This window comes from Bradyrhizobium sp. 482_C4_N1_8, from assembly GCF_052075965.1.
Classification (GTDB): domain Bacteria; phylum Pseudomonadota; class Alphaproteobacteria; order Rhizobiales; family Xanthobacteraceae; genus Bradyrhizobium; species Bradyrhizobium barranii.
Window position 1 is genome coordinate 3,955,820 of sequence record NZ_CP197231.1, and the last position, 14,794, is coordinate 3,970,613.

At 64.0% G+C, this 14,794-nt stretch carries 12 protein-coding genes; 4 read left to right on the top strand and 8 right to left on the bottom strand.

Annotated features, from left to right (window positions below; all coding sequences use genetic code 11):
- Positions 1-853: 853 nt before the first annotated feature.
- From rpmG to AB7Z56_RS18780, 3 genes are all read right to left on the bottom strand, one after another.
- Positions 854-1,021 (bottom strand): 50S ribosomal protein L33, encoded by a 168-nt coding sequence (rpmG, locus tag AB7Z56_RS18770; protein ID WP_007603295.1) that lies wholly within the window; start codon positions 1,019-1,021, stop codon positions 854-856.
- A 207-nt stretch (positions 1,022-1,228) separates the two neighbouring features.
- Positions 1,229-2,554, bottom strand: a complete 1,326-nt coding sequence (locus AB7Z56_RS18775) for an LLM class flavin-dependent oxidoreductase (RefSeq protein ID WP_063982799.1) — start codon at positions 2,552-2,554, stop codon at positions 1,229-1,231.
- A 207-nt stretch (positions 2,555-2,761) separates the two neighbouring features.
- The gene (locus AB7Z56_RS18780) at positions 2,762-4,099 is read right to left on the bottom strand and encodes an amidohydrolase (protein WP_063982800.1); all 1,338 of its coding nucleotides are present in this window, start codon (positions 4,097-4,099) and stop codon (positions 2,762-2,764) included.
- A gap of 161 nt (positions 4,100-4,260) precedes the next feature.
- Between AB7Z56_RS18780 and AB7Z56_RS18785 the strand changes: the two genes are divergently transcribed.
- Positions 4,261-4,803, top strand: coding sequence for a hypothetical protein (locus AB7Z56_RS18785; RefSeq protein ID WP_063982801.1), 543 nt, complete (start codon positions 4,261-4,263; stop codon positions 4,801-4,803).
- 76 nt (positions 4,804-4,879) lie between these two features.
- A complete protein-coding gene (locus AB7Z56_RS18790) occupies positions 4,880-6,238 on the top strand; it encodes a metallophosphoesterase family protein (protein WP_063982802.1) in 1,359 nt (452 codons plus the stop codon).
- A gap of 27 nt (positions 6,239-6,265) precedes the next feature.
- On the opposite strand, the gene AB7Z56_RS18795 is transcribed toward AB7Z56_RS18790, so the two are convergent.
- The 4 genes from AB7Z56_RS18795 to topA are packed head-to-tail and all read right to left on the bottom strand — an operon-like array spanning position 6,266 to position 12,603.
- The gene (locus tag AB7Z56_RS18795; protein ID WP_063982803.1) at positions 6,266-7,015 is read right to left on the bottom strand and encodes an NUDIX hydrolase; all 750 of its coding nucleotides are present in this window, start codon (positions 7,013-7,015) and stop codon (positions 6,266-6,268) included.
- A 32-nt stretch (positions 7,016-7,047) separates the two neighbouring features.
- Positions 7,048-7,488, bottom strand: a complete 441-nt coding sequence (locus tag AB7Z56_RS18800; RefSeq protein WP_063982804.1) for a DUF983 domain-containing protein — start codon at positions 7,486-7,488, stop codon at positions 7,048-7,050.
- Complete coding sequence (gene rnr / locus AB7Z56_RS18805) at positions 7,482-9,839, bottom strand: ribonuclease R (RefSeq protein WP_063982805.1); 2,358 nt, start codon at positions 9,837-9,839, stop codon at positions 7,482-7,484. Before rnr ends, AB7Z56_RS18800 begins: the two co-directional genes overlap by 7 nt.
- A gap of 19 nt (positions 9,840-9,858) precedes the next feature.
- Complete coding sequence (gene topA / locus AB7Z56_RS18810) at positions 9,859-12,603, bottom strand: type I DNA topoisomerase (protein ID WP_063982806.1); 2,745 nt, start codon at positions 12,601-12,603, stop codon at positions 9,859-9,861.
- A 226-nt stretch (positions 12,604-12,829) separates the two neighbouring features.
- On the opposite strand from topA, the gene AB7Z56_RS18815 reads away from it, so the two are divergent.
- Positions 12,830-13,069, top strand: a complete 240-nt coding sequence (locus tag AB7Z56_RS18815) for a hypothetical protein (RefSeq protein WP_071913093.1) — start codon at positions 12,830-12,832, stop codon at positions 13,067-13,069.
- A 190-nt stretch (positions 13,070-13,259) separates the two neighbouring features.
- Here the strand turns inward: AB7Z56_RS18815 and AB7Z56_RS18820 are convergent, their stop codons facing one another.
- Positions 13,260-13,727, bottom strand: a complete 468-nt coding sequence (locus tag AB7Z56_RS18820; RefSeq protein WP_063982808.1) for a winged helix-turn-helix transcriptional regulator — start codon at positions 13,725-13,727, stop codon at positions 13,260-13,262.
- 123 nt (positions 13,728-13,850) lie between these two features.
- On the opposite strand from AB7Z56_RS18820, the gene AB7Z56_RS18825 reads away from it, so the two are divergent.
- Positions 13,851-14,624, top strand: a complete 774-nt coding sequence (locus AB7Z56_RS18825) for an SDR family NAD(P)-dependent oxidoreductase (RefSeq protein WP_063982809.1) — start codon at positions 13,851-13,853, stop codon at positions 14,622-14,624.
- Positions 14,625-14,794: the final 170 nt, after the last annotated feature.

Below are 14,794 nucleotides of genomic sequence, written 5' to 3' on the forward strand. Positions count from 1 at the left end.
CGTCCTGATCGCTTGAGTTCGGCGACCTTAAACCTGTTGCCGGCGGCCAGGCTGCTGCAAAACCAGTGGGCCTTGTTTCGGTTTTCGCCCAGGAACACCTTGGTTTCAACGCAATCCAGGTAGGATTTATGGGTGATGGTGTCTCGGCACGTTGGCGAGAAAGGTCCATAGTTCGTACCGCCGCCCGACTCGCTGCATCCGACCCAGGGATCTTTGCCGCTTGGGAAGCTTGATGCACAGCCACCGTTGCAGCTGCTGGCGACTTTCTCCAGGCTGGCAATCCTCCCCATCACCGAACCCGGCGCATACGAAGGCGTGCTCGCGGTTGACGTTCGAGCGGTTGACGCAGTCCGACGCGGCGCCGTTGTGTTTGCTCCCCGCTCCGACACGTGCGGCTTTGCCACCTGTTTCGGCGCGTCGACCGTGACAGGGGGAATCGTGGCGGCGGAGCCAGTCGGGATTTGCGACGCTGCCGGGGCGCACAGCAAGGCAGTTGATAAGACAGCGACGGCTGAGGGCACGACAAAGCTTGACGAGAATTTCATGAGCATGTCCTTCCCAAATTCGGGACGGAGATGCCGCCCCGGTAAATGCACGGTAACATACATTTCGGATTGGGCAACCGAGGGTTGAAGGGGCATCTGCCTATAAACTCGCCATCCACACAAAGCGTGGCCCTCGGCGGAACGGCTCTGGATTGCTCCGTCGCAAGAGCTCCCCGCAACGACGGCGTGGAGAAGGAGCAGCGCGTCACTTCGGTCTCGTGCCCCGACAGGAGAGGGCACAAATAAAAACGGGGCCGTGAGGCCCCGTCAAAAGTCCGTAGCTTATTCCGCGATCTTACTTGATCTTCTTACTTGATCTTGGCTTCGCGAAATTCGACGTGCTTGCGCGCGACCGGATCGTACTTCTTCTTGACCAGCTTGTCGGTCATGGTGCGCGAATTCTTCTTGGCGACGTAGTAGAAGCCGGTGTCAGCCGAGGACACGAGCTTGACCTTGATGGTGACCGCTTTGGCCATGTTCAGAACCTCAGGAATGAAGGGAATCTGGAGCCGGCCAAACGGCCCGCGTTGGCCGGCAACCTAGCCAGAAACCGCCTGATGTCAAGGTTTCGAAGCGTTTTCGAGCGAAGTGGGCACCGGTTCGCGTCAAGAAAACGCGTCAAAAACAACAACCTAGAGCCCCGAACGGGGCTCTAGGGCGGAAAACCACCCAAAACGGTCCCATTACGCCTCGAAGAACCGGTTTTTCGGCCGCGGCAGGCCCAGATTCTCCCTCAAAGTGGCCCCTTCATACTCTTTGCGGAAAATCCCGCGCCGCTGCAGCTCCGGCACCACCTTGTCGACGAAATCGTCGAGGCCGGCGGGCAGGAACGGGAACATGATGTTGAAGCCGTCGGAGCCGCGCCCGACCAGCCATTCCTCCATCTGGTCGGCGATGGTCTTGGCCGTGCCGACGAAGGACAGCCCGCCATAGCCGCCGACGCGCTGGGCGAGCTGGCGCACGGTGAGCTTGTCGCGCCTGGCGAGATCGACCATGCGCTGGCGGCCGCTCTTGCTGGCGTTGGTCTCCGGAATCTCCGGCAGTTGTCCGTCCGGATCGAAGCCCGAGGCATCCGTGCCGAGGATGACCGAGAGCGAGGCGATGGCGCTGTCGTAATGCACGCGGCTGTCGAGCAGCGCGCGCTTCTCCTTGGCCTCATCGACGCTGTCGCCGACCACGACGAAGGCGCCGGGAAGAATCTTGAGATGTTCAGGATCGCGGCCGATCTTCTCCATGCGGCCCTTGATGTCGGCATAGAGTTTCTGGCCGTCGGCGAGGGGGCCGCCGCCGGTGAACACAGCTTCCGCCGTCTCTGCCGCAAGCTGCCTGCCGTCCTCCGATGCGCCGGCCTGCACGATCACCGGCCAGCCCTGCACGGGCCGCGCGATGTTGAGGGGGCCGCGCACCTTCAGATATTTGCCGTTGTGGTCGAGCACGTGCATCTTCGCGGGATCGACGAACACGCCGCTTTCGACGTCGCGCACGAAGGCGTCGTCGGCGAAGGAATCCCAGAGGCCCGTGACCACGTCGTAGAACTCGCGGGCGCGCTTGTAGCGCTCGGCATGCTCCATGTGGTCGTCGAGGCCGAAATTCAGCGCCGCGTCTGGATTCGAGGTGGTGACGATGTTCCAGCCCGCGCGCCCGCCGCTGAGATGGTCGAGCGAGGCGAAGCGGCGCGCCACGTGGTAGGGCTCGTCAAACGTCGTCGAGCCCGTCGCGATCAGGCCGATGCGCTCGGTGACGGCGGACAGCGCCGACAGCAGCGTGAATGGCTCGAACGAGGTCACGGTGTGGCTGCGCTTGAGCGCATTGACCGGCATGTTCAGCACGGCAAGGTGGTCCGCCATGAAGAAGGCATCGAACTTGCCGGCCTCGAGCTTCTGGATCAGCGTCTTGATATGGCCGAAGTTGAAATTGGCGTCCGGCCAGGCCCCGGGATAGCGCCAGGCGCCGGTGTGGATGCTGATCGGGCGCATGAACGCGCCAAGCTTGAGTTGCCGTTGTGCCATTGCCCCGTATCCGTTCTGGGTGTCGTTGGGGAAGACATAGGGACGCCTGGGAACTCCGCCATCGGGGGAGGCGGGAAGATTTTTTCGTTTTTTGATCGACTCTCAGCATGTTCGCGTCATTCCGGGGCGCCGCGCGGAGCCGTGAGCTCAGATGCGCAATTGCGCATCTGAGAAGCCCATCAAGCCGCAGACACTGATGCGAGGAAGCTACTGCCCCCGCGCCCTTTGATCGAAGGCGCTCAGCACTGCGAGCGTCATCGCGGTGACGCCGGTCCGGATGGTCGGTTTCGGCACCGGGGCGAATTGCGGCGAGTGGTTGCCGGGAAGCGGCGGGCCGCTGCCGTTACGCGCGGCGGCGACGCGGTCGGGCTCATAGACGCCGATGTTGAAGAACATCGAAGGCACGCCGGCGTTGACATATTCTGAATAGTCCTCGCTGGTCGTGTTTGCCGGGCTGACGTTGAACTTGTCGCCGAAGGCCACTTTCAGCACTCGCTCGGCCTGGCCGACGACAGCGGCATCGTTCATCACCGCCTTGGTCCCCTCGTCGAGATGGATTTCGGGCGCCGGCGCATCCGCCATCGCCGCCACCGCCTTCGCCGTCCGCTCGATCCCAGTCAGCATCCTGGCGCGCACCTGCGGCTTGAAGCTGCGGATCGTGCCGATCACCCTGGCCTCGTCGGGAATGATGTTGCCGGCGGTGCCGGCGTGGATCGCGCCGATGGTGACGAGGCCGAATTCGGTCGGGTCCTTTTCGCGGCTGATCACGCTCTGCACGTCGACGACGAAGCGGGATGCCATCATCACGGGATCGATGGTCGCCTGCGGTATCGCACCATGGCCGCCGCGGCCAACGAATCTGATGAAGAGACCGTCAACATTCGACGATCCGACCCCGACCCTATAGGTCACGGAGCCGTAGGCTCCACCGCCGTCGTGCAGGGCAAAACCCGCGTCGGGCTTCGGAAAGCGGGTGAACAGGCCATCGTCGATCATCGCCTTTGCGCCCGTGACCTCTTCCTCGGCGGGCTGCGCGATGAACATCAACGTACCGTGCCACTGGTCCTTTATGCCGACCAGGGTCTTCGCTGTGCCGACCCAGCTCGCCATGTGGATGTCATGGCCGCAGCTATGGGCGACGAATGTCTCGCGGCCCTGCCAGATCTGCTTGTCGCGGCTGGCATAGGGCAGGCCGGTCTTCTCCTCCATCGGCAGCGCGTCGAGCTCGGTGCGAACCATGATGGTGGGACCGTCGCCGTTCCTGTAGATGGCAACAAGGCCGGTCTTTCCGACGTGCTCGGTGACCTCAAAGCCAATCGCACCCATCTCGGCGGCGAGTTTCGCCGCGGTCTTCACTTCCTGGTAGGCAACCTCGGGATGGGCGTGGATGTCCTTGTAGAGCGCGTCGAGCTTCGGGTATTCGCTCTCGAAGGAGGTCTCGATCGTTTGCTTCAATCTGGCGACGTCGAGCTCCGCATGGGCGGGCGTCGAGAGCAGGCCGCACAACGCCACGGAAGCGAGCAGAGGCCTTACGAACCACGTCATCCGATTCTCCAGTCGTTTAAGCACCCGTTCCCTCACCTAGCACATCTCGTCGCATCCTGCCGCGATAGAAATGGAAGAACTGCACCGGCGCATCGGGGCGTCTCTTCGAACCAATCCGCCTCTCGCTTCGACCAAGCCATGACCTCGTGAGGAGACCCGACATGGCAGGCGCAATGACCGTGGACGGCGGCACCGTTCGCATCGACCGGCCCATGCCCTGGGTCGGCCGCCTGCTGTCGCTGCCTCTGTTGGCCGCGAGCGGTTATCTCTTGTGGAATGTCGGCCTCGGCCTGCGCCAGGATTTTTCCGGCTTCGGCCGGCTCGCCGATGATCTCGTGCCGGTGCTGGTGTTCACGGGGTTGGGACTGCTCGTCGGCATCCCCGGAATGATCCTGCTGACGTACCGCACTTTCGTCGTGCTCAACGAGACGCTGCGCCAGATCGTCATCACCAGGCAGTTCGGCCCGCTCAATATCCGCAGCCAGCGCGATCTCGCCGACTATCACTTCGTCAGCATCACCGACGACTACGATGCGGATCTGACGACCTACGACGTCAATCTCTGCGGCAACAGAGGCACCGAGCCGATCACGCTTCAGAGCTTCACCAGGCGCGAGGAGGCGGACAAGCTCGCAAGCGAGATCGGCCGCGTCCTGAAATTGCCGGCGCGCGACTATGTCGGCACCGAGCCTGATGATTCCTGATTAGGTCCAGCCACGGCCTGTTGCTACCTGTTGCGGAAATTGCCATCCTCGCGGCCTCACACCGCAATGGAAGGCCATGACCTCAGCGAATAATTCCATTCCCGCGCTTCGACCGCGCGGCAAGGGCCACCAATTCCTGTTGTATGGCGACTCCTGTTCGGGCGTGCCGGGCGGATTGCACGAAAAGACCTTCGCCTCGGTCAATGCGGTCGTTCAACGCCTGAGGCCGCAGCCTGAATTCGTGCTCTTCCCGGGCGATGAAATCATCGGACTGACGCCGGATCCGGACGCGCTCCGCGCGCAGTGGCGCTATTGGCTGGATACGGAAATGGCATGGCTCGACCGTGCGGCCATTCCGATGTGGCACACAACCGGCAACCACACGACCTATGATTTGATGAGCGAGGCGGTGTTTCGTGCTGTGCTCGCGCTGCCGAAAAATGGGCCGCCGGGACAGGTGGGCCTCTCCTACTTCGTGCGACGCGGCGACCTCCTGATGGTGTTCGTCAACACGCTCTGGAGCGGCCTGGGAGGTGAGGGCCATGTCGAGCTCGGGTGGCTCGAAACAACGCTCAGAGAGCATGGCGATGCCCGACACAAGCTCGTCCTTGGCCATCATCCGGTGTTTCCGATCAACGGCTATACGGGGACGTATCAGCGCGAGATCGGCCACGAATATGCTCGCCCGTTCTGGGACATCCTGGTGAACGAAAACGTGCTTGCCTATCTGTGCAGCCACATCCTCGCCTTCGACGTGCAGGCGCATCGCGGTGTCCTGCAGATCTGCACTGCGGGCGCGGGAACGGCTCACAGGATGCCGGAAGGCGTCGAGTATCTGCATTGCATTCAGGCCGCGCTTGACGAGGAAGGCCTGCGTTATCAGGTGCTCGATACGGACGGCGTTGTCAGGGAGAGGATGGAATGGCCGCTGCGCGATCCTGATCCCGCTAAATGGAGAGAGCTGCGGCCCGGAGATGTCGAAGCACCGTTTAGCGGACGTGTGGAAAGCGGGCGCCGGATCGAGCTGAGGCTCGTGGGGCAAAGTGCTGCGACCGATGTCGCAGCGGTCCAGACGATTTTCACGGCTTTCGCGCCGGGTTCGATCGCGCCGTTCTGGCTTGGGCTTCGGGGACCGAGACAAACCCTGACAGCCATCGTTGCTCGTGAGCCGGGGCGAAGCCCAACCTATTGGTTTGGACCTGATCTTCCGGCGGGCGAGGGTTTCGATATTCACGTCGCGATCTACCCGGACATGGGCCCGGGCGGTCTCTTGTATCGTCGTCACGATTCCACGCGTTGGTCGTCCTTCACCTCTGCGACGGCGCGAGGGCTGGATCAGCTGGCGTGGCCGCAGCAATGGGCGATCGGCCACGGACAAGGTGGTAGCGAAGACCGCGCCTTCAGAGGTGCCGCGCTGAGTTTGCTGATCGCGTGAATGAGCCTGGAGAGTTCGGCGGCTGGATCAGCTCAAGATATCCTTCTGCATCTTGCCGCCGTAGAAATGGAAGAACGGCACCGGCGCATCGTGGCGGAGCGGGCCGGTGGCAAGGCGGGTGTCGAGCTCGTTGAGCACGTTGCGTGTCATCGGATGCAGATCGGCGAGCGGCTTTGAGCCGAGCTCGACCCAGACCAGCTCGACCAGCTCGGCATCCGCATGGATCACCCCCTCGACGCGGTGGGTGATCGCGGAAGCGTCCGCGGTGAAGAAGCGGGTATCGAAGCGCTTGACGCGGCCGGGCGGGGTGATCGCGCGTGCGATCAGGAACAGGCTGGAGGGATCGGGCAGCAGGCCCGCATCCGCGAACGGCTTCCAGGCACCCTCGAGTTTTGCTTTCCCCTCGGACTTGCGTCCGAGGCAGAGGCCGGTCTCCTCGCAGGCCTCGCGGATTGCGGCAATCGCAAGCGACTTTGCGCGCGAGGCCGGAGTCTTCGGGCTGCCCTTGGCGAGATTGGCTTCCAGCTCGGCGGTGATGGGTGCAGCACACGGCACGCGGTAATCGTCCTTGTCGACGCGGCCGCCGGGGAAGACGAACTTTCCGGGCATGAACACCACCTTGTCGTGGCGCTTGCCGACCAGGACTTTTGGAATGCTGCCGCTGCGATCGACCAGGATCAGCGTCGCCGCATCGCGGGGGCGGAAATAGGGATGGTGGTCGGCTTCCTTGCCCTCGTGGATCTTGGCCTTCTCGGCTCCCTGCGACGTATCCGTCATGTCCTCACCCAAACCGCTTTTTGATTATTTGCTTAGACCGGCGGAATACCATCCGGAGGGTTGTCGTCAAAGCCGTGCATGCGCAGAGCCCATTGCAAGCCGACCACAGCTCCCTTGACCGGCTGGAGCAGCGCGAGCGAGGCGACGAAGGTGAAGGGCAGATAGGCCGCGAAGCTGAGCCAGACCGGCGTGGTGTAGTTGGTCTCGATCCAGAGGATCGTGGGCACCACGATGTGGCCGACGATGACGATCACGAGATAGGCCGGCAGATCGTCGGCGCGGTGCGGCGTGAAGTCGAGGCCGCAGACCGAGCAATTGTCCGCGGTTTTGAGGAAAGCACGGAACAGCTTGCCCTCGCCGCAGCGCGGGCAGCGGCTGCGGAAACCGCGCTTCATGGCCGTCCAGACGTCGCGCTTCTCGACGAGGCCGGTCTCGCGCGTCCAGATCTTTGGGGCCGTGCTCGTCGTCACCATGCCTTGCCCTTCTGACCCCCGCCTTTTCCTTTGTTCTTGCCCTTGCCCTTCTTGGGTTTGCCGGACTTTTGCTTCGGCGGCTTGCGTTTTTTATCCGGACTGCGTCCAGGATGTGCCTTGAACGAGGGGCGGCGTTGTGGGCCGGGAGGCCTGCGGTCGCGCGGTGCGGTCTCGCTGGAGGACGACAGCAGCTCGAAGCGCAGCGCGCCCGCGATGGGGGCCGCTTCGATCAGGCGGACGTCGACGACGTCGCCGAGTTGATACATGGTGCCGCTGCGCGTGCCGACGAGCGCGTGCCGGCTCTCGTCATAGTTGAAATATTCCGTGCCAAGGGATCTGATCGGGATCAGGCCGTCGGCGCCGGTCTCGGCGAGCTTGACGAACAGGCCGGCGCGGGTGACGCCGGAGACGCGGCCCTGGAAGCTCGCGCCGATGCGGTCGGCGAGGTGATGGGCGATCAGCCGGTCGACGGTCTCGCGCTCCGCCTTCATCGCGCGCCGCTCGGTCACCGAGATATGGGCTGCGACCTCGCCGAGGCTTTCCGGCGTCTCGCTGTCGGGCAGGGCGCCTTCGCCGAGGCCGAGCGCGCGGACCAGCGCGCGATGCACGACGAGGTCGGCATAGCGGCGGATCGGCGAGGTGAAATGCGCGTAGCGGCGCAGGTTCAGGCCGAAATGACCGTAATTCTCGGCGGAGTATTCGGCCTGGGCCTGGGCGCGCAGCACGACCTCGCTCACCAGCGGGAAGTGATCGTGGCCTTCGAGCTGCGCCAGCACGCGATTGAACAAAGCCGGGCGCAGCGCGCCGCCTTTCGCGAACGGAACGTCCAGCGTCTCCAGAAACTCCGCGAGTGCGTGGACCTTCTCCAGCGTCGGCTCGTCATGCACGCGGTAGATCAGCGGGAGAGACTTCTTCTCCAGCATCTCGGCCGCCGCGACGTTGGCGAGGATCATGAACTCCTCGATCAGCTTGTGCGCGTCGAGACGTTCAGGCACGACGACGCGATCGACCGTGCCGTCGCTCTTCAAGAGGATCTTGCGCTCGGGCAGATCGAGATTGAGCGGATCGCGCTCGTCGCGGGCGCGCTTGGCGCAGGCATAGGCGGCGTAGAGCGGCCTCAGGATCGGATCGAGCAGCGGGCCGGTGGTGTCGTCGGGCCGGCCGTCGATCGCGGCCTGCGCCTGCGCATAGTTCAGTTTCGCCGCCGAGCGCATCAGGATGCGGTGGAAGCTGTGCGAGCGCTTGCGACCATCGGGGCCGAGCACCATGCGCACCGCGAGCGCGCCGCGCGGCTCGCCCGGCACCAGCGAGCAGAGATTGTTGGAGATGCGCTCGGGCAGCATCGGCACGACGCGGTCCGGGAAATAGACCGAGTTGCCGCGATCGAGCGCGTCGCGGTCGAGCGCGGTGCCCGGCCGCACGTAGAAGCTCACATCGGCAATGGCGACATCGACAATGAAGCCGCCTCTGTTGTTCGGATCGGGGTCGGGCTGCGCATGCACCGCGTCGTCGTGATCCTTCGCATCCGGCGGATCGATGGTGACGAGCGGCACGTCGCGCCAGTCTTCACGTCCCTTCAGATTGGCCGGCTCTGCCGCTTCGGCTTCACGCTCCGCCGCGGGGCGGAATTGCAGGGGGATGTCGTGCGCGTAGATCGCGATCAGGCTGATCGCCTTCTCCGACTTGACCGAGCCGAGCTTCTCCTTGACCCGGCCGGAGGCCAGCCCAAACGCGCGCGAACGGATGATGTCGACGCTGACGAGGTCGCCGTCCCGGGCGCCGTGCGTGTCGGCCGCGGCGATGTTCAGCTCGCGGTCGGCAGACTTCTTGTCGACCGGGACCAGCCGTCCGCCGCCTTCGGGCAGCTCGCGGAACACGCCGAGGATGCGGCTCTTCGTCTTGTCGAAGACCTTGATGATGTGGCCGCGATAGGCCGGACCTTCGTTCTCATCCGAGCGCTCGACGCGCAGCAGCGCGCGATCGCCGATTCCGGCCGCGGTGCCGGGCTTTGGCCGGCGCGGCATCACGATGAGGATTTTTGGCGGTTCGCCGCTTTCGACCTCGTCCCATTCGGTGGGGGAGGCGATCAGCTCGCCGTCGCTGTCACGGCCGGTGATGTCGGCGACCAGCGTCGACGGGAGCGCGTCCGGCTCGGAAACCTTGTGGCGTTTTTTCTTGATGGTGCCGTCGTCGGCGAGCTCGCGCAGCATGCGCTTGAGCTCGATGCGATCGGCCTTCTTCAGGCCGAACTCGCGCGCAATTTCGCGGGTCCCGACCTTTCCGGGATTTGCCTTGATGAAGGCGACGATGGCGCTCCGGTCGGGAAAGCCATGGTCATTCTTGCGTTTCACTTAACCTCTAATTCTTGATCTAGGTCTTGCCGGCACTCTTCTTGGCCGGAGCCTTGGGGGCGGCGGCCTTGGTCGGCGACGTTTTTGCGGTCGACGACACGGCGGCGCGCGCCTTGCTGGTGGATTCGGATTTGGGTTTGGCCGCCTTCTTGGCGGCCGGTTTCTTCGGCTTCGGCGCGGCGTCATCGCCGTCGGCGGCCTTCTCTGTAGCCTTCTTGGCCTTGGCCGGCTTCGCCGCCTTCTTCGGCTTCTTGCCGCCGCCCTTGGCCGCGCGCTCGTCGATCAGCGCGATCGCCTGCGGCAGCGTGACGGTGTCCTTTTCGAACTCGGCCGGGATCGTCGCGTTGACGCCACCTGCCGTGACATAGGCGCCGTAACGGCCGCTCTTCACCGTGACGGTGCCCAGCGTCGGATGATCGCCGATCGCTTTGCCGGGGTCGGCGCCGAAGCGGCGGCTCGGGCCCTTGGCGACCTTTTCCGCGATCAGCGTCACCGCGCGGTTGAGGCCGATATCGAAGACCTCGTCGCCGCTCTCCAGGCTGGCGTAGGTCTTCTCGTGCTTCACGAACGGCCCGAAACGGCCGAGTCCTGCCGTGATCGGCTGACCGGTCTCCGGATGCTTGCCGATCTCGCGCGGCAGCGACAACAGCTTCAGCGCAAGCTCGAGCTCGACATCGCCCGGCGAGGTGCCCTTCGGGATGCCCGCGCGCTTCGGCTTCTCGCCTTCCTCATAATCCTTCTGCTCGCCGAGCTGGATGTAGGGCCCAAAGCGGCCGGCCTTGACCCAGACATCGCGACCCGTATCAGGGTCCTGGCCGAGCGAACGGTCGGCGGTGGTCTCGCTGTCGGCGGCGAGCTGGCGGGTGTAGCGGCATTCCGGATAGTTCGAGCAGCCGACGAAGGCGCCGAACTTGCCGGCCTTGAGATTCAGCCTGCCGTTGCCGCAGCTCGGGCACTGCCTGATATCGCCGCCATCGGCGCGGGGCGGATAGATGTGCTGGCCCAGCATGTCGTCGAGCACATCGAGCACCTGGGCGACGCGCAGATCCTTGATCTCGTCGACGGCACCGATGAAGCCGGTCCAGAAATCCTTCAGCACCTGCTGCCAGGAGATCTCGTTGTTGGAGATGCGGTCGAGCTGCTCCTCCAGATTGGCGGTGAAGTCGTATTCGACGTAGCGGCTGAAGAAGCTTTCGAGGAAGGCGACCACGACGCGGCCCTTGTCCTCGCCGTGCAGGCGCTTCTTCTCGAGCTTGACGTAGCCGCGGTCCTTCAGGACCTGGAGGATCGAGGCATAGGTCGAGGGACGGCCGATGCCGAGCTCTTCCATGCGCTTGACCAGCGAGGCCTCCGAGAAGCGCGGCGGCGGCTCGGTGAAGTGCTGGGTGACGGCGAGCGACTGCCGCTTCAAGCCGTCGCCCGCACTCATGGCGGGCAGGCGGCGCGAATCGTCGTCTTCCTCGTCGTCGCGGCCTTCCTGGTAGAGCGCGAGGAAGCCGTCGAACTTGACGACCTGACCCGTCGCCCGCAGCTCCAGCGTGCGGGAGCCTGCCTTCGCGGTGATGTCGACGGTGGTGCGCTCGAGCTCGGCAGATTCCATCTGGCTCGCGATGGTGCGCTTCCAGATCAGCTCATAGAGTCGGGCCTGGTCGGCATCGAGCTTGCGGCTCATGCTGTCGGGGCGGCGCGACATGTCGGTCGGGCGGATCGCTTCGTGCGCTTCCTGGGCGTTCTTGGCCTTGGCCTGGTACTGGCGCGGGGCCTCCGGCACATAGGCGTTGCCGTAATCCTCGCCGATCACCTTGCGCGCCTGGGTGATCGCGGACGGATCGATCTGCACGCCGTCGGTACGCATATAAGTAATGAGTCCGGTGGTCTCGCCGCCGATGTCGATGCCCTCATAAAGGCGCTGCGCGATGCGCATCGTGTGCGCCGGCGCAAAGCCGTATTTGCGGCTGGCTTCCTGCTGCAGCGTCGAGGTGGTGAAGGGCGCCTGCGGATTGCGCCGGGCCGGCTTGGCATCGACCGCGGTCACGGCGTAGGCGGCCGCTTCCAGCGCCTTCTTGAAGTCTTCGGCTTCCGCACCGGTGCCGATGTCGAGACGCTGGATCTTCTTGCCGTCGGCGCCGACGAGGCGCGCCTCGAATGCGTCGCCGCGGGGCGTCAGCAGGGTCGCGATCAACGACCAATATTCGCGCGCGACGAACTTCTCGATCTCCAGTTCGCGGTCGCAGACCAGCCGCAGCGCCACCGACTGCACGCGGCCCGCCGAGCGGGCGCCCGGCAGCTTGCGCCAGAGCACGGGGGAGAGGGTGAAGCCGACCAGATAGTCCAGCGCACGGCGCGCCATGTAGGCGTCGACCAGCGCGCCGTCGATCTGGCGCGGATTCTTCATCGCGTCCGTGACGGCCTGCTTGGTGATGGCGTTGAACACCACGCGCTCGATCTTCTGATCCTTCAGCGCGCGCTTTTCCTTCAACACCTCCAGCACGTGCCAGGAGATGGCCTCGCCCTCGCGATCAGGGTCGGTCGCCAGAATCAGGCGGTCGGCGTTCTTCAGGGACTTGGCGATATCGTTGAGCCGGCCGGCCGCCTTGGGGTCGACCTCCCAGATCATCTTGAAATTTGCGTCCGGATCGACGGAACCGTTCTTCGCCGGGAGGTCGCGGACATGGCCGAACGAGGCCAGAACCTCGTAGGACGAGCCCAGATACTTGTTGATCGTCTTGGCTTTCGCCGGCGACTCCACAATGACGATATTCATGTAGTTCCAGTAGCTTACGGGGAAATTACGAGCCGCTTTCGATGAGATTCGGATCGGCCGTTTCGACCCGAACATGGGTGGTGAGGCCCTCGCTGTCAAATCGAGGGGTGTTGAAAGCACCCCAAATGGGAAAAGTTTCATATCGAGAAAGTTGCAAAATACCACCTTGGAGTTGCGGTCAATGTCGGCGTAGAGTCGCCCGGGGCATGGATTCGGGTGGGGTCTGGTGACTAAGCCAGGAAAGAAACGGGCGCGCGCCGCGTCAGGCGTGGCGGGAGGCTCGCGCGGTGAGGAACCAGGGGAGGGCGGCGTCGATGAGGCCGTCGCCTTCATCGCCGAGCAGGTCGGGGCTTTGCGCAAGCTCGCCGAGCGCCACAAGCTCGATGTGCTGCATTATCTCCTGGGCATGACCAAGCTGGAGGCCGACGAGCATCTGCGGCTGCGGAGCAAGCGCAAGCTGTCGTGATGGCTTTCGCCTTTGTCAGCTTCGAGGCTCGCCGAAGAGGCGAGCACCTCGGGGTGACGGTCGGAGAGTTGACCGCGCTGCATCAACCTCGTCATTGCGAGCGCAGCGAAGCAATCCAGAGTCCTTCCTCGGGTGGCTGTCTGGATTGTTTCGCTGCGCTCGCAATGACGGTGTGAAGGCAGTCGGGCGCTCACGCCGACCGCCGCCGCGGTGCCGGTCGGGGCTTCAGCGTGATGTCGGCCAGGCTGAGCAACCGTCCATCCTCGGCGTGCAGCTCGAGCTTCTTCACCGGGCGGCCTTTGACGCGATCGACCATGACGGTGTCGATCTCCTCGGGCGTGTCGTCGAACTCCTCGCTCCATTGCCGGAGCGCGACCAGGATCGGGAAGAGGCCAAGTCCCTTCGGCGTCAGCACATACTCCTGGTAGGCGCTGCCGTCGGAGGCGGGGGCGGTCGCCAGTATGCCGTGTTCGAGCATTGAGCGCAGCCGCGCCGACAGGATGTTCTTGGCCATGCCGAGCTTGCCCTGAAACTCGCCGAAGCGGCGCATACCGAGCATCGCTTCGCGGATGATCAGCAGAGTCCACCAGTCGCCGATCGCCTCCAGCGACCGCGCGACCGGGCAGCCGTCACCCTCAAAACTCGTTCGTTTCACCATCGTCTGAGGTCTCCTCACATTCGCACGATGTCGGCGCCAATCACGCGCTTGTGTGGTTGCATCATAAAACCATACGCCTAGATTGCAATACGGTTTCATAATGAAACTACTGGAGAGGCGAGCATGAGACTGAGCGGCAAGACGGCACTCATCACCGGCGGCAACAGCGGAATTGGATTGGCAACGGCAAAGCTGTTCGTGGCCGAGGGCGCGAAGGTGATCATCACCGGGCGCAATAAGGAGACGCTGGAGGCCGCAGCAAAGGAACTCGGGCCGAACGGGATCGCTCTGGTTGCGGACGCGACCGACGTCGCCGCGACTGAAGCGGCGATCAAGAAGGGCACCGAAAAATTCGGCAAGCTCGATATCGTGTTCGCCAATGCCGGCATCCCCGGCAGCACGCCGCTGGGCTCGACGACGCTGGATGTCTTTGAGAAGGTGATCAGCACCAACCTCACGGGCGTGTTCTTCACGGTGCAGTCGGCACTGCACTATATCAACGACAACGCCTCGATCATCCTCAACGGTTCGGTAATCTCCGTGCTCGGCGTTCCCGGCTACTCCGCTTACGGAGCCGCCAAGGCCGGCGTGCGCGCGCTAGCGCGGATCATGGCCTCGGAACTGTCGCCGCGCGGCATCCGCGTCAACGTCGTTGCGCCCGGCGCGACCCGCACGCCGATCTGGGGCGCCGCGATCGCAACGCCTGAAGCGGAGAAGGCGTTCGAGAAGCGCCTTGGACTATCCACGCCGCTCGGCCGCATTGCTGAACCGGATCACATCTCGAAGACGGTCCTGTTCCTCGCCTCCGACGATGCCGGGCACATCCAGGGCCAGGAGATCTTCGTCGATGGTGGCGCGGTTGCCTCTCCCGCGGGCGCACCGATCTATCGCGGCTGATCAACGTTTGCGAAAATTGAATCGGTCGGCGCGACGACATCGGTTGCGCCGGCCTGTTCCTACACCTCGGTGGCTGTATTCCTCTGAACCTTCCGTGAGGCGTTGAACCTTCGCTTGCGCTGCCAAGACCCTTTTGCGGGCAGGGTCATAAGACTCACTTTCAGGGAGCC

What these genes read in the sequence shown, in the direction of transcription:
- AB7Z56_RS18780 (WP_063982800.1), bottom strand. Translation starts at nt 4,099, where the DNA reads ATGACGTGGTTCGTAAGGCCTCTGCTCGCTTCCGTGGCGTTGTGCGGC.
- AB7Z56_RS18775 (WP_063982799.1), bottom strand. Translation starts at nt 2,554, where the DNA reads ATGGCACAACGGCAACTCAAGCTTGGCGCGTTCATGCGCCCGATCAGC.
- AB7Z56_RS18800 (WP_063982804.1), bottom strand. Translation starts at nt 7,488, where the DNA reads ATGGTGACGACGAGCACGGCCCCAAAGATCTGGACGCGCGAGACCGGC.
- AB7Z56_RS18790 (WP_063982802.1), top strand. Translation starts at nt 4,880, where the DNA reads ATGACCTCAGCGAATAATTCCATTCCCGCGCTTCGACCGCGCGGCAAG.
- rpmG (WP_007603295.1), bottom strand. Translation starts at nt 1,021, where the DNA reads ATGGCCAAAGCGGTCACCATCAAGGTCAAGCTCGTGTCCTCGGCTGAC.
- AB7Z56_RS18820 (WP_063982808.1), bottom strand. Translation starts at nt 13,727, where the DNA reads ATGGTGAAACGAACGAGTTTTGAGGGTGACGGCTGCCCGGTCGCGCGG.
- AB7Z56_RS18825 (WP_063982809.1), top strand. Translation starts at nt 13,851, where the DNA reads ATGAGACTGAGCGGCAAGACGGCACTCATCACCGGCGGCAACAGCGGA.
- AB7Z56_RS18785 (WP_063982801.1), top strand. Translation starts at nt 4,261, where the DNA reads ATGGCAGGCGCAATGACCGTGGACGGCGGCACCGTTCGCATCGACCGG.
- AB7Z56_RS18795 (WP_063982803.1), bottom strand. Translation starts at nt 7,015, where the DNA reads ATGACGGATACGTCGCAGGGAGCCGAGAAGGCCAAGATCCACGAGGGC.
- topA (WP_063982806.1), bottom strand. Translation starts at nt 12,603, where the DNA reads ATGAATATCGTCATTGTGGAGTCGCCGGCGAAAGCCAAGACGATCAAC.